This window comes from Enterococcus sp. 125944, from assembly GCF_051909435.1.
Taxonomy (GTDB): Bacteria; Bacillota; Bacilli; order Lactobacillales; family Enterococcaceae; genus Enterococcus_D; species Enterococcus_D gallinarum.
On record NZ_JBQASY010000023.1, the window covers coordinates 21,346 to 41,187 of the forward strand.

The 19,842-nt window shown below is 41.3% G+C and carries 19 protein-coding genes; 3 read left to right on the forward strand and 16 right to left on the reverse strand.

Annotation, left to right across the window (positions count from 1 at the left end; translation table 11 throughout):
* Positions 1-4: 4 nt before the first annotated feature.
* The 13 genes from sufB to ACTFWY_RS15650 all read right to left on the reverse strand — a co-directional run bounded on the left by sufB (position 5) and on the right by ACTFWY_RS15650 (position 13,642).
* On the reverse strand, positions 5-1,396 hold the full coding sequence (gene sufB / locus ACTFWY_RS15590) for a Fe-S cluster assembly protein SufB (RefSeq protein ID WP_311828086.1): 1,392 nt from the start codon (positions 1,394-1,396) through the stop codon (positions 5-7).
* A 28-nt stretch (positions 1,397-1,424) separates the two neighbouring features.
* On the reverse strand, positions 1,425-1,913 hold the full coding sequence (gene sufU / locus ACTFWY_RS15595) for a Fe-S cluster assembly sulfur transfer protein SufU (protein WP_003128306.1): 489 nt from the start codon (positions 1,911-1,913) through the stop codon (positions 1,425-1,427).
* A complete protein-coding gene (locus ACTFWY_RS15600) occupies positions 1,891-3,135 on the reverse strand; it encodes a cysteine desulfurase (protein WP_311828085.1) in 1,245 nt (414 codons plus the stop codon). Before ACTFWY_RS15600 ends, sufU begins: the two co-directional genes overlap by 23 nt.
* Positions 3,132-4,451 carry a Fe-S cluster assembly protein SufD gene (gene sufD / locus ACTFWY_RS15605; RefSeq protein ID WP_311828084.1) on the reverse strand — a complete coding sequence of 440 codons (1,320 nt, stop codon included), beginning with the start codon at positions 4,449-4,451 and terminating at the stop codon, positions 3,132-3,134. Before sufD ends, ACTFWY_RS15600 begins: the two co-directional genes overlap by 4 nt.
* Before the next feature lie 13 nt (positions 4,452-4,464).
* Positions 4,465-5,238 carry a Fe-S cluster assembly ATPase SufC gene (gene sufC / locus ACTFWY_RS15610; RefSeq protein WP_003128303.1) on the reverse strand — a complete coding sequence of 258 codons (774 nt, stop codon included), beginning with the start codon at positions 5,236-5,238 and terminating at the stop codon, positions 4,465-4,467.
* Positions 5,239-5,501: 263 nt separating this feature from the next.
* Positions 5,502-6,752, reverse strand: coding sequence for a serine hydrolase domain-containing protein (locus ACTFWY_RS15615; RefSeq protein ID WP_081131895.1), 1,251 nt, complete (start codon positions 6,750-6,752; stop codon positions 5,502-5,504).
* Positions 6,753-6,797: 45 nt separating this feature from the next.
* Entirely contained in the window at positions 6,798-8,072 is a 1,275-nt protein-coding gene (gene dltD / locus ACTFWY_RS15620) for a D-alanyl-lipoteichoic acid biosynthesis protein DltD (protein WP_439927209.1), read from the reverse strand.
* On the reverse strand, positions 8,069-8,311 hold the full coding sequence (dltC, locus tag ACTFWY_RS15625; RefSeq protein WP_081131893.1) for a D-alanine--poly(phosphoribitol) ligase subunit DltC: 243 nt from the start codon (positions 8,309-8,311) through the stop codon (positions 8,069-8,071). The genes dltD and dltC overlap by 4 nt, the downstream gene beginning before the upstream one ends.
* Before the next feature lie 14 nt (positions 8,312-8,325).
* The gene (gene dltB / locus ACTFWY_RS15630; protein ID WP_113849207.1) at positions 8,326-9,525 is read right to left on the reverse strand and encodes a D-alanyl-lipoteichoic acid biosynthesis protein DltB; all 1,200 of its coding nucleotides are present in this window, start codon (positions 9,523-9,525) and stop codon (positions 8,326-8,328) included.
* A complete protein-coding gene (gene dltA / locus ACTFWY_RS15635; protein WP_439927207.1) occupies positions 9,522-11,039 on the reverse strand; it encodes a D-alanine--poly(phosphoribitol) ligase subunit DltA in 1,518 nt (505 codons plus the stop codon). The genes dltB and dltA overlap by 4 nt, the downstream gene beginning before the upstream one ends.
* An 11-nt stretch (positions 11,040-11,050) precedes the next feature.
* Positions 11,051-11,188, reverse strand: coding sequence for a teichoic acid D-Ala incorporation-associated protein DltX (locus tag ACTFWY_RS15640; protein WP_029486349.1), 138 nt, complete (start codon positions 11,186-11,188; stop codon positions 11,051-11,053).
* A 288-nt stretch (positions 11,189-11,476) separates the two neighbouring features.
* Complete coding sequence (locus ACTFWY_RS15645; protein WP_003128294.1) at positions 11,477-12,175, reverse strand: response regulator transcription factor; 699 nt, start codon at positions 12,173-12,175, stop codon at positions 11,477-11,479.
* Between the two features lie 6 nt (positions 12,176-12,181).
* Positions 12,182-13,642 carry a HAMP domain-containing sensor histidine kinase gene (locus tag ACTFWY_RS15650; RefSeq protein WP_003128293.1) on the reverse strand — a complete coding sequence of 487 codons (1,461 nt, stop codon included), beginning with the start codon at positions 13,640-13,642 and terminating at the stop codon, positions 12,182-12,184.
* A gap of 480 nt (positions 13,643-14,122) precedes the next feature.
* Between ACTFWY_RS15650 and ACTFWY_RS15655 the strand changes: the two genes are divergently transcribed.
* Positions 14,123-14,596 (forward strand): GNAT family N-acetyltransferase, encoded by a 474-nt coding sequence (locus ACTFWY_RS15655; protein WP_081131889.1) that lies wholly within the window; start codon positions 14,123-14,125, stop codon positions 14,594-14,596.
* Between the two features lie 85 nt (positions 14,597-14,681).
* Here the strand turns inward: ACTFWY_RS15655 and ACTFWY_RS15660 are convergent, their stop codons facing one another.
* Positions 14,682-15,239, reverse strand: coding sequence for a hypothetical protein (locus ACTFWY_RS15660; protein WP_287037198.1), 558 nt, complete (start codon positions 15,237-15,239; stop codon positions 14,682-14,684).
* Positions 15,240-15,554: 315 nt separating this feature from the next.
* Here ACTFWY_RS15660 and ACTFWY_RS15665 point away from each other — a divergent pair, with 315 nt between their 5' ends.
* Together ACTFWY_RS15665 and ACTFWY_RS15670 are read left to right on the forward strand one after the other, a co-directional pair.
* Positions 15,555-16,268, forward strand: a complete 714-nt coding sequence (locus tag ACTFWY_RS15665) for a GTP pyrophosphokinase (protein WP_156247818.1) — start codon at positions 15,555-15,557, stop codon at positions 16,266-16,268.
* An 83-nt stretch (positions 16,269-16,351) separates the two neighbouring features.
* Positions 16,352-17,572 (forward strand): chloride channel protein, encoded by a 1,221-nt coding sequence (locus tag ACTFWY_RS15670; protein WP_439927204.1) that lies wholly within the window; start codon positions 16,352-16,354, stop codon positions 17,570-17,572.
* 251 nt (positions 17,573-17,823) lie between these two features.
* Here ACTFWY_RS15670 and ACTFWY_RS15675 read toward each other — a convergent pair whose 3' ends face one another.
* Positions 17,824-18,690: an AraC family transcriptional regulator gene (locus ACTFWY_RS15675; protein WP_439927203.1), complete on the reverse strand. Its 867-nt coding sequence runs from the start codon at positions 18,688-18,690 to the stop codon at positions 17,824-17,826.
* 365 nt (positions 18,691-19,055) lie between these two features.
* A partial coding sequence (locus ACTFWY_RS15680; protein WP_439939961.1) for a MucBP domain-containing protein occupies positions 19,056-19,842 on the reverse strand: 787 nt, incomplete at its 5' end.

Sequence of the window (19,842 nt, forward strand, 5' to 3'; positions counted from 1 at the left end):
AGGTTTACCCAACACTGCCTTCCATCTCATAACTTATCAATCGGTTTAGCTCGACGGCGTATTCCATTGGTAGTTCTTTGGTGAATGGTTCGACGAAGCCCATGACGATCATTTCGGTGGCTTCGCTTTCGGATAGGCCGCGGCTCATGAGGTAGTAGAGTTGTTCTTCTGAGATTTTTGAGACTTTTGCTTCGTGTTCTAATGATACTTGGCTGTTGTGGATTTCATTGAATGGAATGGTATCGGATTTCGATAGATCATCCATGATGATAGTGTCACATTCGATGTGAGAGATAGAGCCTGCGCTCTTCTTGCCGAAGGTGACTTGTCCACGATAGTTTACGGCGCCGCCGTCTTTTGAAATAGATTTCGAGACGATGGAGCTGGAAGTGTTTGGTGCGTTGTGGATCATTTTAGCACCTGTATCTTGGATTTGGTTCGCACCGGCAAATGCAATGGAGAGCATCGTACCGCGGGCGCCTTTGCCATCGAGATAGACACTTGGATATTTCATGGTTGTTTTGGCACCTAAGTTGCCGTCGATCCATTCGACTGTGGCACCTTCCAATGCTTTTGCTCGTTTGGTTACGAGGTTATAGACATTGTCGGACCAGTTTTGGATGGTTGTATAACGGCAGTAGGCATCTTTCAAGGTGAAAATTTCGACGATAGCTGCATGCAAACTATTACTGGAATAGGTTGGTGCGGTACAGCCTTCCACATAGTGGACGCTGGCACCTTCATCAACGATAATCAATGTTCGTTCGAACTGACCGGTGTTTTCGGCATTGATCCGGAAATAGGTTTGCAGCGGTACGTCAACGCGGACGCCTTTTGGTACATAGATAAAGGTTCCACCGGACCAAACAGCTGAGTTCAGTGCAGCCAATTTATTATCGGTTGGCGGTACTAATTTTGAAAAGTATCGCTTAAAGATCTCTGGGTATTCTTTCAAGGCTGAATCGGTATCGGTAAAGATGATGCCTAACTTTTCAAACTCTTCTTTCATGTTATGGTAAACGACTTCTGATTCATACTGTGCCGAAGCCCCGGCTAAATAGGCACGTTCTGCTTCGGGAATTCCGATTCGTTCAAAGGTTTCTTTGATTTTTTCTGGTACATCATCCCAGTCTCGAGCTGGGCTGTCGCTAGGTTTTTGATAATATTTGATGGCATCGAAATCGATGTCGGACAGATCCGGTCCCCAGTTTTGCATGGGCATTTTGTTGAAGGCTTCTAATGACTTCAATCGGAATTCCAACATCCATTCTGGTTCTTTTTTGACCCGTGAGATTTCACGGACGATGTCTTCGGTCAAGCCTTCACCGGTACTAAATACGGGCTGCACGTCATCGTGAAAGCCAAATTTATATTCTTCTAATTCGGGTACACCCATGGTTCTCACTCCTTTGTTTTGCTACAATCTACTCTACTTGATGCTCATCGGTTTCCGAGTGTCTGTGTTCCACATCTGATTGTTGGGTATCGTCGGCGATCGCTTTTTCCAATGCTTTCCATGCAAGGGTGGCACATTTGATCCGCGCGGGAAACTTAGCCACTCCTCCTAGCATTGAAGCATCACCTAGACGGTCACTGTCAGAAACAGTATGACCTTGGACCAATTCAGAAAATAAACCTGACAATTCTCCAGCTTCGGTCAATGTTTTGCCGATCACTGCATCTCCCATCATTGAAGCACTGGCAGTGCTGATAGAACAGCCTTCACCGGTAAATGCCACGTCTTTGATGGTCTCCCCTTCAACGGCGAGTTCTAAATGAATCACATCGCCACAAGTGGGATTATTCAATTCGACTTTATAGGTAGAATCTCCCAGTGTTCCGCGATGATGGGGGTGACTGGAATGATCTAATATGACTTGTCGGTATAAATTATCTAATTTCGTTAATGCCATGTTGGAAAAACTCCTTTGTTAACTTGATGGCGTCAACCAATCGATCGGCGTCCTCTCTTGTATTATACAGGTAAAAGCTGGCACGTGCAGTTGCCGGTACGTGCAAATAGTTTAAGAGGGGTTGTGCACAATGATGACCGGCACGGACAGCGACACCTTCCATGTCTAATGCAGTCGCTACATCATGGGGATGAATCCCGTCGATGTTAAAAGCGATGACACCTGTTCGTTTGGCTGCTTCTTGTGGACCATAAATCGTCAGTCCATCAATGGCTTGCAGTTTTGGCAAAACATAAGCGACCAGTTCAGCCTCGTGTTGATGGATAGCCGCTAACCCAAGTTCACTCAAGTAATCTACCGCTACCCCTAGCCCGATGGCGCCAGCTATGTTTGGAGTACCTGCTTCAAACTTCCATGGCAATTCTTTCCACGTGCTTTCTTGAAGATGAACGAAATCAATCATTTCGCCGCCAAATTCCACTGGCTCCATCTGATCTAACCAATAACGTTTGCCATATAAGACACCAATGCCGGTCGGGCCGCACATTTTATGACCAGAAAAAGCATAGAAGTCACAATCTAATGCTTGGACATCAACTGACATATGGGGAACTGCTTGGGCGCCATCTACTACTATCACGGCTTGGTGTTGATGGGCTAGTTGCGTTAACTCAGCAATTGGATTGATCACACCAAGAACATTTGAGACATGAGCAATGGCAACCACCGCTGTTTTATCCGTGATCTGTTGACGTGCGTCATCCATGTCAAGGATACCTTCTGGCGTCAATTGGATATATTTCAGAATCGCTTTCTTGCGTTTTGCCAGTTGTTGCCATGGGATGATATTGGAATGGTGCTCCATGTAAGAGATCACTATCTCATCACCTTCATTGACAAATTGATCCCCAAAACTGCGGGCTACCCAATTCAGGCTTGTCGTCGTACCACGAGTGAACAACACTTCGGCGGTTTCTTTGGCCTGAATAAAATGGCGAACTTTTTCCCGCGCGGCTTCATAAGAATGGGTCGCCCGTTCCGCCAATGTATGAACGCCGCGGTGAACGTTGGCATTGTCTTGATGATAATAGGCAGCGATCGTCTTCAAAACGGCTTCCGGCTTTTGGGTGGTGGCAGCATTATCAAGATAGACTAATGGCTCATCATTGACGACTTGATCCAAGATAGGAAACGCTTGTTTCACTTTTTGGGTATCGATCATGCAAGTAACTTCCCTTCAATAACAGCCACCAGTTCTTGTTGCACTTCTTTCACAGGAATGGCTGTTAAGACAGATCCCAGAAATCCGCGAATCACTAAGCGTTCTGCTTCTTCCTTGCGCAAGCCGCGACTCATCAAGTAGTACATTTCTTCTGGATCGACACGACCCACACTGGCAGCATGTCCTGCCGTAACTTCATGTTCGTCAATCAATAGAATCGGATTGGCATCGCCACGAGCTTGGTCAGACAACATCAAGACCCGACTTTCTTGTTGGGCATCGGCACCTTTGGCTCCTTTTAAAATATGTCCGATACCGTTGAAGGTCAAGACGCCGCGTTCTCTAATGACACCATGTTGCAAAATGTGGCCGATCGAATGTGGTGCTTTATTTGTCACTCGCGTATCGATCCCTTGTGTTTGCCGACCGGCACTGATAGCAACAGCTTTTACTTCAGAATGGGCGCCTTCGCCAACGAGGTCTGAATCAAAGTCAGCAATCACATCGCCGTCATTCATGACACCAATCGCCCAATCAACCATAGCGTCTCGTAAGACATAGCCTCGTCGATTCATATAGGTAGTGATATTGACCCCCAATTGATCAATAGCTGAGAATTTGACTTTAGCCCCTGCTTTGGCGATCACTTCTACAACGATATTTCCAGATAACTTTTTGGCTTGATTCCCTTTGGTTTGGAAACGTTCCAAGTAGCTGAATTCACTGTGCTCATCTGCTACGATCAAGACATGCTTGAAGAAATGCGCTTGGCTATTGCCATTATGATAGAAGATTGCTTCTAGTGGTTCTTCAATGATGACATTCTTGGGTACATATAAAAATAAACCACTATTCATAAATGCCGCATGGGCCGCAGTCATTTTGTCTTCATCCATTGGGACTGCTTTAGTCATATAGTATTGATTGACGAGTTCTGGTACTTCTCTCATTGCGGTAAACAAGTCCGTAAAAATGACACCTTGATCCACTAGATGTTGCGGTAATTGTTCAAAGACCGTTGTTTCATCAAACTGAACAACCGTTGGATGGCTATCCATTGCATCAAAGGATGGAACTGCCCCCAATCCTGCTGCCGCTGGATCAATCACGCCAGAGAATTCTTGTTCACCGACAAGTGCTGCTTCATTGATATTAAACAAAGGCCAGCGTTCATAACGGACCCGTTCAATTTTTGGAAACGGGAGTTCATCCACTTTTGCAAGGGCTGCTTGGCGGAGTTCCAACATCCATTCAGGTTCTTCTTTCAACGCTGAAAACACGTTGACTTGGTCAAGATAATCCTGTAATTTTGCCATTTGCCTTGCCTCCTTATGCTTCTTCTTCTTTGTAGTCGATCCCTAATTCTTTACTGATTCCAGCATAGCCTTCAGCTTCCAGGCGTTTCGCTAAATCAGCAGATCCCGTCATTACCACGCGACCTTCCATCATGATATGTACCACGTCAGGAGTGATATAATTCAACAACCGTTGATAGTGAGTAATGATGAGCGCGCCAAAGCCTTCCCCGCGCATTTCATTGACCCCTTTAGCGACGACTTTCAAGGCATCAATGTCTAATCCAGAGTCGATTTCATCTAAAATCGCAAATGTTGGTTCTAGCATCAATAATTGCAAGATTTCGTTCCGTTTCTTTTCCCCGCCAGAGAAACCTTCATTCAAATAGCGTTCTGCCATTTCTTCTGGCATGTTCAATAGATCCATTTTTTGATCTAATTTCTTTAGAAAATCCATGACAGAGATTTTGTCCTCTTCATCCCGTTTAGCGTTGATAGCAGCTCGCATGAATTCAGCATTTGTGATTCCTGGAATTTCACTAGGGTATTGCATCGCCAAGAACAAACCTAAACGTGCTCGCTCATCCACTTCCATTTCCAGCACATTTTCCCCATCGAACAAGATTTCTCCTTCAGTGACTTCATAATTCGGGTTTCCCATAATTGCCGCAGATAAGGTAGATTTTCCTGTCCCATTAGGTCCCATGATGGCATGGATCTCACCGGTTTTTAAAACAAGATCAACACCTTTTAAGATCTTTTTATCTTCAATTTGGACATGCAGGTTTTTGATTTCTAAAACTGACATTCTGTTCCCTCCAGTATCTTTTCTTTCTCACTATTTTAGACTAATTGAGAATGAAGTTCAAACGCAATTGCCTACTTTTTTAAAATTCTTCTAATCTAGCCCCTAGAGATACATTGGAATCATTACAAACTGCTGTGAGGATCCCCTTTGAAAGAAACTAAAAAAAGACACCCTCAGCCCCGACGAAAGCATGTGCTTTTGTCTTTAGGAACAGAGGGTGTCCTACTTGAAAACTCTAAGCTTGCACGAGCAAAATAACGCAATCAAAAAGAAGCATCAACATTTGCAAGCGGATGATAGAGTTGATTCATTAATTCTGTGTCGCTTTTACGTCCACGATTGGATAGTAGGATCACGCTGGTTTTGTTGTCTTTAGAAAACAACCCAAACGATTCGAATCCTCCTTTACCACCATGAGCCCGAAAATAAGTCCCTTTGTCATAAAAACCTGCGGCATAGGACCCGCCAGCGGCTGGTTGCCACATTTGCTTCAGTGAAGCTTTATCCAGCAGTTTCCCATTCAATAATAAATCATAATAGCGATACAAGTCGCCAACTGACATATAGAGATTTCCAGTTCCTACCTCAGCTGCCAAGTTGGCTGAGGAAATATTGTTAGGGTTCCCGTAAGGATCTGCTTCGCCATCCGTTTTGTAATTGACCGTAGGATGATCCTGCTGTAAAAAGGCTTTATACAAGAAAGATTGTTTCAACCCATTCTTATTGATAAAAAAATCCGTTAACAACGCATCATAACTTTTTCCTGATACTTTTGTCAAAATACCTGCCAGTAAATTGTAGTTGATGGGACTATATTTGAATGTTCCTTGGGTTCCGGATAAGACAGCATGAGTGGCATCCCAGTCGAGGATCTGTTGCACGTCTTCCAGTCCTTGCGGATTTTCTGAAAGTTTGAGTCCGGAAGCCATCTGCAGCATTTGCTGAATCGTAATCTTGGCAGCGCCTGGAATATACGGATAAAAGCGCGCTAATGTATCCGTCAAGGATAGTTTCCCTTCCTTAATTGCCCGCATGATCAAGACCGCCGTCAATCCTTTTTGCATCGAGCCAATATTGAATAATGTTGTCGGGGTGTTTTTGACATCAGCTGCTTTGTCAGCATATCCGTACCCTTTGTGCAGCAGGACTTTCCCGTTTTTTACAACCAATGCACTTCCAATAAAACCACTGGAAAGAATTTTCTGATCGTAGCTGGCTCCTTCGGCTGTGACGACTTCTTGGTCACTAATGAGATTGTCATAGTTTCCCGCATCCAACAAGTCCTGTTTCTTGTTTGCGGGTTGCTCCTTTTTGGAGGAGGAGCTGCTGGCAGTACTGGAATGTGCGACTTGCTCACTGGAATGATCAGAAGCAGCCGTTGGTTCCGTTGGCAAAAACAAGTAGTAGATGCCAATGAGACCACAAATGATTACCAGGATATCAATCCCAAGCAATAGTTTTTGAACGTTTCTTTTTGAGCGTCTTTTTGCATGTCTTTTCGTATGTCTACTCATTGAATGAAGCCTCCAGCATTCCTATTCTCCAACAGTCCTCCTTTTTCATTTCCCCTGAATATCTTTTGGTGCCTCTTGCTGCCAATTTTTGGAGAGAAAATAATGGTTGATTTCATACAACGGTTTTTCTTTGACCTTGGAATCCAAGAATGGCTGAATGTATTCATCTGCTGCCAACCAGCCACGCCAGCCTAAGTGAATCGTATCTTCCATGAAATAGGGTTGATTGCCCTTCGTTGATAAATCAGCGATATTCATGAAGCCCTGGCTTGTTAACTGGTAGCGAATCTTTTTGTCAAAACTGGACAACACCTCTTGCGGCAAGCCGGTATAATCCATCCACTTCTGATTGATGGGCGGAATCACAAATAAGACATCCACATTGTTGCGAGCAAATTCTGTCAGTACTAGTTGAAAGTCGCTATATTCTGGTCCAAAACGATAATCCCATTTCTTTTGAGAGCCTTTCATTTTATCTATGCGGCTTTGCAGATTATGTTGGTAAAAAGAATTCTTGATTCCTAAAGAATTATTAGTCGTTTCTGCTTTTCCTTCATTATCGGCTACTTGTTCTATTTGAGCAAGATTATAGGTAGAAGGTAATTTCTTTGCAGCAGCAGTGATTTTGTCAGTCAAGTTGTGCCCCAACCCAAGACCACTAAAAAGCTCATCTTCCCGTTTCAAAATAGATCGTTGCAGATCAATCTGTTTTTTCTGCCAATCAGTCGGTATCTTACCGGATTTCACTTCATTCAAGACTTGTTCCGTCAAGCTATTTTCTTTCACTTTCGAATAGTCTAAGAGACGTTCGGCATAGTATTGATCGGTGTCAGAGACTTTCTTTAACGAAGAGAGCCAATCGTACACATGCTGTTCGGAATAATGATGGTTGAAATAGTCTCCTTTCAACCCTTTAGGAACGAACCATTGAGGGGAAACGATGAAGACTGCTTTTTTCCCTGCTAATTCTTTCGCCATTGATTGAATGATGGCGTACTGGGTCAGCGACTGGGTGCCAGGTGCACCAATCAAAAATGGCGTATAAGAACGTTGATATTTCTGCGCCAATACGGAAGGATGGGTGGCACTCACACGGTTTAGTTCGGATGAGCCAAAAAATGGGACATATTTTCCTGTTGCTATTGCCTCATTTTTGATACGATCCCCGCGAAACACCGCATCATTCATTGCCGTCGCCGCTTGAGCGATGACTTTCGGATCGTGGCTATTGATCTTCCAAGGGCCAAGGAAGAGTACCCCGACAAGAATCCCCGCACAAAGAAGCGGTCCAAAAGCCGTGAGTAGTCGTTTTTTCATCATCGGCTTTGCAGCGTGTCGACTTTCTCAATGATTTTTGCTGGTGTATTCCACTCTGCCCGGTCAAATTCCGATACGGGAAATTCAATTCCTAACTGCCCTTCTAGTTCAACCAGCAATTGAACAGATCCTAATGAATCTAATAATCCTTCATCAAAAAGATCGATTGTTTCGTTTTCTTTTACTTCATCACTTCCTGTAACTGATTCTAAAATGTCTAATACTGCTTCTTTGGTTGTCATATTCTTTTCTCCTTTTATTTAACGAATAATTTGTCCAAGATTCCTGAGAAAATCAGAAAACTAAAGCAAACTGCTTGGAAGGTCAATACAGTGGACACCGCTTTGGTTAGGTTGTTCGATGGTAGATTTCCTTGTTTTTTCTTCCAACGGATCCACGCATCATTTCCGCAAATCAATGTCGCATGATATACCCCGTATAAAATGTAATACCAGGTAAGTCCATGCCAAATGCCCATTAACAAAAAGAGGGCAAAATAGCCGACATTGGATGCGACGATACGGCTTTTGAAAACTTTCTTCTTGATCAGTGTGAACATTAAACGCATGTACACATAGTCTCGGAACCAAAAAGACAGACTCATGTGCCAACGATTCCAGAATTCTTTGATATTAGGCGCCAGAAAAGGTTTATTGAAGTTAGCTGGTGTATCATAACCCATGAAGTTGCTGACACCAATCGCAAACAAACTATAGCCAGCAAAATCAAAGAACAGATACATACTATAAACATACATATAACCCAGCATTCCCCAAGAGAACAAGCCATTTTGCAGAGCTTCTTTGGTTACGATCGGCAGTAATACTTGACCGAGATAATAACCAAGAATGAACTTATACAGGAGCCCTAGCATGATTTTGGCGACTCCTTTGTTTAAATAATCGAGATACACTTCTTTTGTCGGCGGATTCAGCAGATCCTTCTCAAAGCGACGATACCGATCGATCGGCCCCGAAGAAATCGTTGGAAAGTATAGTAGAAACTGGATATAACGCCAAGGATGGTATTCTTTGATCAGTCCATCTCGTATCTCCATGATCATTTGCACCGATTTAAAGGTCAGATAAGAGATACCCAAGAAATAAATCAGTGAGGCATGTCCAACAAAGAAAGGGGTGACTTTGCTCAATGCCAATGGTAAAATCGCTGCTACCACTGCACCATAAAAGACGCCTGAAGTATTTGCTCGTTGGCGATACTGATAATAGCCATAGACGAGTAATGTCTGATACACGACGTATCCGATCAGCGCCAGCCCCTGTTGCCAATATTCACCACCAAAACTTACGTACAATACCGCTAGTGTGAGTAACGTTTGATACCATTGCCAACGCTTTTGTTTGAACAGCAGCACAAGCATCATCGGAAGCAATCCTACCATTAGCCAAATGAAATAGGTGGGATTTGCATAAGGAATCATATGCTGCAGGTTCATGAAGGATTCACCTCATTTGTCAGCCATTTGCGGTCGATTTTGCCATTTGCCGTATGAGGCAACTGCTCAACATAGATAAATCGCTGCGGGATCATATACTCCATCACCGTTTCACTCAGCGAAGATTTGATGGCTTTTGTCAGTTGGAACTCTTTCTCGAAGGGGTGCGTTTCGGGAACGACATAAGCAATCAGCTGTTCCACTTTCTTTTCTTGATATTTAGGGACTACGACGGCTTGTTTGACCCACGAACTATTGCTTAAATGATGGTCGATCTCTTCTAATTCCATTCGATACCCATGGAACTTCACTTGAAAATCAAGACGCCCTTCATAATGCAACAAACCATCTTCCGTCATTCTGCCACTATCGCCGGTTCGATACGCTGGTTGCCCTTCATGGACAAAAAATGCCTCTTTTGTTTTCTCGGGATTGTTCAGATACCCTTTTGACACGCTAGGACCACTAATGATGATCTCACCTACTTGCCCTTTAGGAACTAGTTGATCTTCTTCCATAAAGAAAACCGTCGAATCTTCTTTCACATACCCAATTGGCACTCGATCATATTGCTCCAGTAATTCTTCAGTGATTTGCACTCCGGATACGGCAACAGTCGCTTCAGTAGGTCCATAGGTATTGTAGATTTTTGCATTTGGAAAACGTTCCAGCAGTGCGTGAGCGGTTTTTTTTGGTAGTTCTTCCCCACAGAATAAGAAACGTTCCAACTGAGGAACGTGCATCCCGTCAAAGGTCTCTTCCATCAAACATAGTTTCATAAATGAAGGTGTCGAGATCCAAACATTGATAGCCAATTGCGGCAAGGTTCCAAACAATGTTTTGAAGTCATTAATGACCGCCTTTTTTAAAGGCACCAAACAGCCGCCAGAAGTCAATGCTGGATATAACCCCATGACAGAGAGATCAAAGGAATACGGTGCCTGTGCCAAATAATGCATCCCTTCGCGTAAAGAAAAATCCTTCAATGTCCATTGCACGAAACTCAATAAATTTCCATGACTAATCTGAACTCCTTTAGGGATGCCGGTCGTTCCTGATGTGAAGATGATGTAGTAAATATCATCCTTCCCTAGTACTTTTGTAGTGCCTAAATTGCGCCCACTTTGATAAATATTTTCCAATTGATTTATTTCTAGCATTGGAATCATTGTTTCCGGACCTTGCCAGTCAGCTACGCTAATGATCAAATCTGGCGTAGCCACAGATAGGATCAATTCAATACGCTCTTTTGGCGTGGTACTTTCAATCGGAATGTATGCCCGACCTGTTTTGGAAGCTGCCAAAAAGGCTGTTAGCATGTCAAATTCTAACTCGCCATAAACCACGATCGGTCCGCGAGTTTCCAGAGTTTCCTCGAGATAGGCAGCTAATTGGTCGGATCGAGCTGCTAATTGTCCATAAGTATATGTTAGGTCATCTTCTCGGTAGGCAATCCTCTTTGGATCCTTTTGTGCCCATTCTTCAATGGCTTGCACAATATTTACCACGTTCATGAACATTCCTCCTAAAATTCATTATAGATAAAGGTGCCACCTTGCACGTTTTTATAATGATAAAGATAAATCAGCATCAAAATGATACAGAAATAAAAAAGGGTTTTGCCTGCAAAGAAGAGTGCTTGACGCACATGTTCATTTTTGATTCGTTGTTTCACCAAATCCCTCCTTTTCTTGCTATATTGATTCTAGAATGAAGGAGTAAATAATTGACCTTGAAATGTTAAACAATTTATAAACTGGCGATAAACTTTTTATTTCATTTATTAGTTTTTTTTTAATCTGCTTACATTTTTGTAATACAAAATGGCTTTCACGAACAAAATTGTCATCTCTTCATAAAAAAAGCAAGAATCTCTTTAAACAGCACCTATGCTGAAAAAAGATTCTTGCTGCTATATTTTTTGGCAGCAACTAACCACTTTGCTGCAATGTTACGCCTTAAAGCGATACCCTGCTCCCCAGACGGTTTGAATATATTGTGGATTGGTGGGATCTTCCTCGACTTTTTCTCTTAAACGATTGATATGGACGGCGACGGTTCGGATGTTGCCTAGTGCTTCCATCCCCCAGATTTTTTCATAGAGTTGTTCTTTGCTGAAGACGATCTCTGGATTTTCCATCAAAAAGAGCAATAACTCATACTCTCGATGCTTGCAGTCAACTTCGATTCCATCCACGTAAACCCGATGCGTTTGTGAATTGATTCGGATACCGCCTAATTCGATTTCACTAGATACAGTTTCTGTCTGTTGTCCGCGCTTGATCCGATTGTATTGTGCAATGTTCGCTTTGACCCGAGCGACAAGTTCGGTTGGCGAAAAAGGTTTCGAAATATAATCATCCGCACCTATACCTAAACCTCGCAGCTTTTCTAATTCTTCTGACTTGGCCGTGACCATAATGATTGGAATATCGACTTTATCGCGAATGTTTCGACAAATCTCATGTCCATCCATTCCTGGCAGCATCACATCCAATAGGATCAATTGGTATTTCTCCGTCAATGCTTCATGATAGCCCACACAACCGTCGTTAACGATATGGACTTCATACCCTTCCATTTCTAAAAAATCTTTTTCGATCATTGAAATATCTTCATCGTCTTCAATAATTAATACTCGTACACTCAACTTCGATCACTTCCTTTTTGATTTAACTGGGAGGGTGATAACGATCGCTAATCCCCCTGCTGGATGGTTATACGCTTGAATCGTTCCATTGAATCCTTCAATGATTTTCTTCGAAATCGCTAAGCCTAAGCCATTGCCTTTGCTCGGGTTGGTTCTTGAGCGGTCATCGCGATAGAAAAGTTCAAACAAGTCTTCCAAATTCTCTTCCGAAACACCGCTGCCGTTATCAATGATCGACAAGATAAACTGTTCCTCAACTACTTCATAAGAGACGACCACTTGTTTATCGTTGCGATCCACATACTTGCGGGCATTTTCAAATAAATTTGTTAAGACTGTACGAAACTGAACTGGATCCACTTCTAGCGAAACGTTTTGATCCGTCGGTTCCAATAGAATCGTCAATCCATTCAATTCGTATTCCTGCTGGATAAAGCCGATGTATTCATCGATCAGTTTTTTACTAGTAGTTGTCACTAGATTGAAAGGAAATTCACCGGTATCCAACTTAGAAAACAAGAAAAGCTGTGCAATCACTTGGTCCAAATCATCGATCTTCTTTTTTACAATCGTAAAATATTTGGTCCGCATGGCAGGTGTATTAGCGATCCCCTTCTCTAGTCCTTCGACATAGGCTTTGATCGAAGTCAGTGGGGTTCGCAGATCATGGGAAATACCCGCGATCAATTCTCGGCGATTGGTTTCCAGTTTGTTTTGATTATCCATCATTTCTTTCAGCTGACGTGCCATACCGTTGAAGTCTTTTGAGACCGGTAAAAATTCATCTTGCTTCGTATACTGGATCTGATATTGCAGATCTCCTTCTCTGATTTTATAGAAACCTACAGTCAATAATTCCAAAGGATCGGTAATACTTCTTGTGAGATATCGCGTCAGAACACGGCTAGTAATAAAAATAATCGACAAAATCAAAATCACGACTAACACGATGATCCGAGACAACATCGCTTTGTAATCGCGATCCCATAATGGATCTTGATAATACAAATCATTGTAATAATTTGAATTGATCAAGATAATCTTGTAGTTGCTGGTATCAAATGTCGTAAGAAAGGTTTGATCTTTTAAGTAACTATGTTCTCCCTCTTCTTTAAGAGCAGTTTCTTTCATTTTTTGATCTGTTACTTCCCCTACAGACGAAATTAGCTTGTCGCCGCGATAAACCAGCAATGCAATATTTTTGCTATGATTGGTCTTTTTGAAATGTTGCATGTCGGCGACTACTTCTGCATCTGTCGTCTTCTCCGTATCCCATTTGATCACCAGACTTTCAACCGTCGCATACTGGGCACGAAATTCGGTATTCTTGATCATGGCTCCTTCATCTAGCCCCCAGAAATAACGCCAGACCATTAAAAAAGCAATCACTGAAGCTAATAAACTCAATAAAACTGGGACAATAATCATCAATATATGCGATATAAATAAACGCTGCTTGATAGTCATTCTTTTCCTCTTCTCTTTGATAGCGATGATTCAACATAGTTATGCAGCCATCATTTAAAGTGTTCTCTTTGAAAAAATTGGGATCGCCTGTTTTCACGACGTGATCCGCCTCTTATTGAAAGGAGGTGCTGTCTATTTTTTTCGATTTTAGCCCATACTTATAGGTACTTCAACCGATGCCTTCAGTCAGTTGTGAAAGAGTGAATTCTTTCTGCCTTGCACACGCAATGATCCGATTTCTTACCTTTTTAAATAAAGAAAATAAAATTTGATTATCAGAATAATAAAAACTGAGCCAATACTATAGTAACAGGAAATAGTAAACAAAAAGTAAACTATTGCTAAAAAGTAAATTAAATACGAAAAGGACAGCCCGGCTTCTCCCCCTAACGCAAGACTAGCTGCTAATTGCGGCAACTGTATTTGTTCTTTGAGACAGCTTTCGTTATACTAAAAAAAATGGAAGAAAGGACATACACTATGACAGTCAGAATTGAAGAAGTGTCCCAGTCTACTTGGCGTACAATTGCTGCCTTAAAAGTATCAGAATCCCAACGTACTTTTATTGAAGACAACACCACCTCCTTGCTGGAAGCTGCATATGATACTTCTTTGCATTGGGTCCCGCTTGCTTTGTACAAAGAAGAAACCATTGTCGGCTTTGCAATGGTCGGTGCCTATAACGAACAAGAACAAAGTATTTGGTTGGATCGCTTGATGATCGATCAGCATTGGCAAAAATTAGGCTTAGGCAAGAAATTTATGCCATTGCTCCTAGACTATCTTTTCTGCCATTGGCCAGTGGAAAAAATCTATTTAAGTGCCCACAAAGAAAACAAAACGATCTTTTCGTTTTATACCGCTTTTGGCTTTAGGCATACCCATCACATAGATCCAGAAAATGGTGAACTGATTATGGTATACAAGAAAACGACTGCGACAGAACCTTTCTAAAGGTTCTTCGCAGTCTTTTTGCTTGTTTCAATGAAAATGCTATAGTCGGGTTTTGCCTGACACTTGGACTAATTTGAATCTGTCTCTATTCTATTCGATCAGTCACTAAAGGAATATCGATTCTATTACTTTTGATTTCGCCAGGGATCCTATCTGAATCCTTGCAATTTAGTAAAGGAGTTAAGCGATCGTCTACCCTTTTTTCAATTGCTGCAAAAGCTGGATGATTCCACAGCAGCAAAAATGGTTTCAAAGAATTGATAGCAAATTTTAGCGGGTTCGGGTTTATCTTGCTTTTCAAATCTAAAAATAAGAAATGGTACCCATTAGTCGCAGCTCCTAATCTTCTTATCTCTAAATAAAGATATTCCAAGTCTGCTCTTCTTATGTGAAATAGTTCCTGTTCCTGCTTTTTCATAAACAAACAATGGTTTTCCCCCAACTTGATTATGTCAATCGTATCTTCTCCAATGATACATTTGCAATTAGGCGTTCCAGCTGAACATTTGACAAACCCTTGAGGATATTCCTTGGCGTCAATTTCAATCAGTGCTGCTACCCGCTTTCCATCGAGTAACATTTTTGGGATGTCATTTGAAAATGTACTATAAAACCATGATTGATTACTCGTTTGCTTGTCCATTTACCCAGCTCCTCCCTGGCATACTTGTTCAAAAACGTTTGTCTATAAAAGGCGCCATTCTATTATTATTAAGATTAGTCTAATTCGAATCTCCCACATATACAATAGTATTTTTTTGTTTTTAATATAATTTACCAACTTGCCAATTTGATTGAACTGCTTCATTCAGCTGCTCTACCCTCATCACTCTCTTATTCCCCATACAAGATTTTCTTCTCGAAGCCCTTTTCCGTGAGAAAAGTTGCTCTTGTGTTAAAATTATTAACAAATAAGTACTATTTTACTTTCGAGTAAAAATTGAATGGAGAGAGCCAAATGTCTGAATTTCCGATCATCCAATTACTTGATATCGTAAACAAAGAACCAACAGTCAGTGACCACGTTATGGGTGTAGAAGCCATTGAACTTTATCAAGAGCTCACCGTATATTATCGCTCTGCTTTAGACGAAGTAGAAACAAAATTGTTGATTATTGATCGTGAGTTAGGAAGCAATAGTCACAGCGGTCGAAAAAATAGTATTCACCAAATTCAGAAAAGAATCAAAAGATTTAAAAGTGTCGTCAATAAATTGCACAAAAAACAGCTGAACTATTCCAAGGAGATCATTATTGATTCAATTCAAGATTTTGCTGGTTTACGAGTGATTTGTTCTTACCGCGATGATATTTATGCCATCATCGATTCGCTGCGGCGACATCCAGATATCAAGATTCTAAAAACCAAAGACTATTTAGAAAATCCTAAACCCAGCGGCTATCGCAGCGTTCATGTCGTAATTGAAGTACCTGTATATTTTCTCGAAGACACAAAACAAATCAAAGTTGAAATTCAGTTTCGAACCATCGCAATGGATTTCTGGGCAAGTCTAGAGCATAGCTTGCGGTACAAAAATGATTTAGAAAATCCTGCAATTTCAGAGAAATTACAAAAAATTGCGGAGGACATGGATCATATCGAAAATGATATGCTGGCGATTCGTAAAGAAATCGAAGCTCTTAGTGAGCATACTGAGGATACTGAATCTTGAAGAACGAGTAGGAACAAGCAGTTGAAGTACACAAAAATTTTCCAAGCATAAGACAGGATCAATTCAAGAAAAGAGGAAAAATGATGGTATTTTCTACACTCTTCGTATTGTATAGCAGTTTATTAGGTTTCGTAGTCGGAATACTGGCTGCTGTTTTTTTGTTAGTGACAAACGTTTTGATCGATTTTGTTTGGGTCGATATCCCGGGGATGGTTTCCATTCCTTTCTATCCACTAGTTGTTGGCATAGTAGGAGGAATTTTAGTAGGTCTCATTCAAAAAAGAATAGGGCAATACCCTACAACGATCGAAGAAACTTTAGGGGAATTTAAAAGAAAAGGCCGCGTCACTTACAAAAATCACTTACTTAAAAATGGTTTATCTGCGATTATCGTGCTGATGTTTGGTGCAAGTTTAGGACCCGAGGCCGCTCTAGCCGGAATCGTTGGCGGATTGATCACTTGGATAGGTGATCATTTAAAGATGACTTTTGAACACAGAGAAGAATTAGTAAAAGTCAGTATCGGAACTATGTTGTCCACTATTTTCCGAGCTCCTTTTGTCGGTGTCAGTGAAGTTTTCGAAGAACATGACTCGCTTCAATTGAAAACGAAAGGAAGAAAAATTTTCTTATACGCCCTTAGTACTCTCTTTGGGATTGCAGGTTTTCTTTTCATTGAGCAATTCTCTCCAGAAGAAAGTGTCTTCTCTTTGCATTTCCCACAAACGATTGATTGGGCATGGCAAACGATTCTGCTGATGCCTGTTGGTTGGTTGCTAGGTGCTGTATTTGGTTTTCTGTTTTTAAAAATCGAACAATTGACGAATCAGTTAGCCAAAAAAATAAATAGCCCGATCATTCCAGCAATAATCGCTGGGATTGCCATTGGTTTATTTGCTCTATGGTCTCCTTATTTCATCTTTTCTGGTGAACATCAGTTGCTGCCTCTATCGAAAGAAGCCTTAGGATTTTCCTTTTTCAGCTTACTGTTGTTAGGAGTGGGGAAAGCCTTTTTGACCAATTTTTGTTTTGCCTTTGGTTGGAGAGGCGGAAAAATCTTTCCTGCTATTTTCTCCAGCACTGCGATTGGGTTTGCTTTAGTGCACCTATTTCCTTACACACCCGGCCTGATTGTAGGGATCGTTGTTGCATCCAGTGTAACGATCATTCTCGGGCAACCATTCATCAGTGCTGCACTGCTGCTTTTACTGTTTCCCGTTCAATTTTTCCCAGCTATTGTTATCAGCAGTTTCGGAATAAATAAATTACGAGATTTTCTCAAAAGCAAATCAGTCCGCACCTAACCGCTGACACTCTTACTTGATAGCTACTTCCTATCGTTGTTGAATGTCATTATTTTTAGACATTAAAAAAGAATTTTTGAGAGAAGTTTTTCTACCAGCTGACTCCCAAATGAAGATAAAATCGTTCCTGTCTCCAGCAGATTCTCGTTGGTATACGTCAAAGAAGCACAGAAGTAACTTTCTGTGCTTCTTTTGGCTTGTTTTGATTCCTCACTTTGCACGTTCTTTCGTGACGTTTGATTCGTCAATCATCATCTTTTACTGACTGGAATCCATAGCTCGCTTTTGCAATCGGGTTTAGTCAAATCAGGACTTTCATGCCACAAAAGTTCGGGTCCTCCAGTTAATTGATAATCAGACATTGCCAGCCATTCGCTGTAAATACGCGCCCAAGTTTCTTGAACTGCTTCTGGAAATGGTCCTACTACTGTAAAGACTGCCCAATCAGATTCTTCCACTTGTAACACATCATAAGGTTCTGATGCTTTTTGGGTAGTTGCTACACCGACATACTGATCAAGCGCTGTTCCTTCCACTTCTCGTTCGACAAAATTTGCCGACACACTGATAATTCCTCGCGGCTGGATATTTGCCAGATTTTTGAGTTCCATAATGCGCTCTGGCGTCAGCTTTTCATACAATGATGTCATTTGCGGATTTTCTCCCTGATACTGCAGCGTGATCCGTTTTTTGAAACCGACGATTTGAAAAGGTTCATTGTGTACGATCCGATAGTCCATTTTGTTACCTCCTTTGATTGTCAGCTGGAAAGTCATTGGTGGAAATGCTTTTAGAATAACATCCAGCTGTTTTGCTTGTGAGGGAGAAATGCCATGCATCCCACGAAAGGCTTTGCTAAAAGCATCCGACGAATCATAGCCAAGTAACGTTGCAGTGTCGATTACTTTCGCTCCTTGTTTCAACAAGTCTCCTGCCAAAACCAATTTCCTGCATCGTAAATATTCGCTTAAAGACATACCCGCCAAATAGGAAAATACCCACCGAAAATGATATTCCGAACAACCAGCTAATTTAGCCATGTGTGTAAAATCAATTTCTTCTAACAAGTTTTCTTCTAGATAGGCCATTGCCTGATTCATATTCTCTAAAGGATTCATTCATCTTCTCTCCCATCTCCTACACAATAACAAAGTTCAAAGAACGTCACCCGGTATTATCGTTGCATGTTTTATCGGTTTTAGTCAAAAGTATTTTTTGATGCCCCAAGTATAGCATAGAACAAGAAATTCCTTTAAATGCATGAACGTTCTCTATGTTTTAAAAAGTGTATTTGTAAATAGATCTATTTTTTTGAGCTGTCGATGTACTGATTCCTAAAGACTACCGCACACAAAAATACCAAAACAAGAAGATAGGCTCCTTGTTTTGGTATTTAGTCGTTTACTCATCGATCTTTCTTAATGAACAATCCTTGTCTCCACTTAAGAATCGACATCTCGTAATCAAAAAGAACTGCTACCTTTTATTTTCGTCTTTTTATTAAATAGAATCCAATAAAGCTGACTAATCCAATTCCTATAAGGTTTAAATAACTTTTTGATACGTCATTGGTTTGTGGTAATTTTGCTTTTGATTCTGAATCTTTTTGATAATTTGTATTTTCTTTCTTAGATGTTGATGTCTTGTTTTTTTGCTCTGAAGTGGATGCTTTTGCTGGAGAAGCATCTTTTGTATATACATATGTGATGGTTTGCGGCTCTTTCCCTAGCTTTCCGATCCGATTTTCTGGTAATTGGCTCTCATCTAGATGATAACCATTGATCGACAACTGATATTCTTTCGTAGTAGCATCATAGTGATCACCGATATTTCCTTGAATGGTTTTCGCTGCATGAATTTCTTTGCCGTCTTTGTCAACATAGACAACTGTCACAGCTGCCGCTCTTTCTGAATCTTTGCCTTTATCCGAATTCTTCGTATACACATATGTCACAGTTTGCGCTTGATCACTCATTACCCCAATGCCATTATTTGGCAACTGTTTCGTGTCTAATGTATAACCACTGATCGTTAGTTTGTATACATCTGTCGTAGCGTCATAGTCATCTCCAACATTTCCTGAAATGACTTGTGATGCGTGGATCTCATTTCCATCTGTGTCCACGTATTTCACCGTCACATCTGCGGCTTTTACAGGGTCTTTCGCATATACATAGGTCACGGTTTGCGCTTGGTCACTCATTGTTCCAGTGCTATTAGTTGGTAATTGTTTCGTGTCTAATGTATAACCACTGATCGTTAGTTTGTAT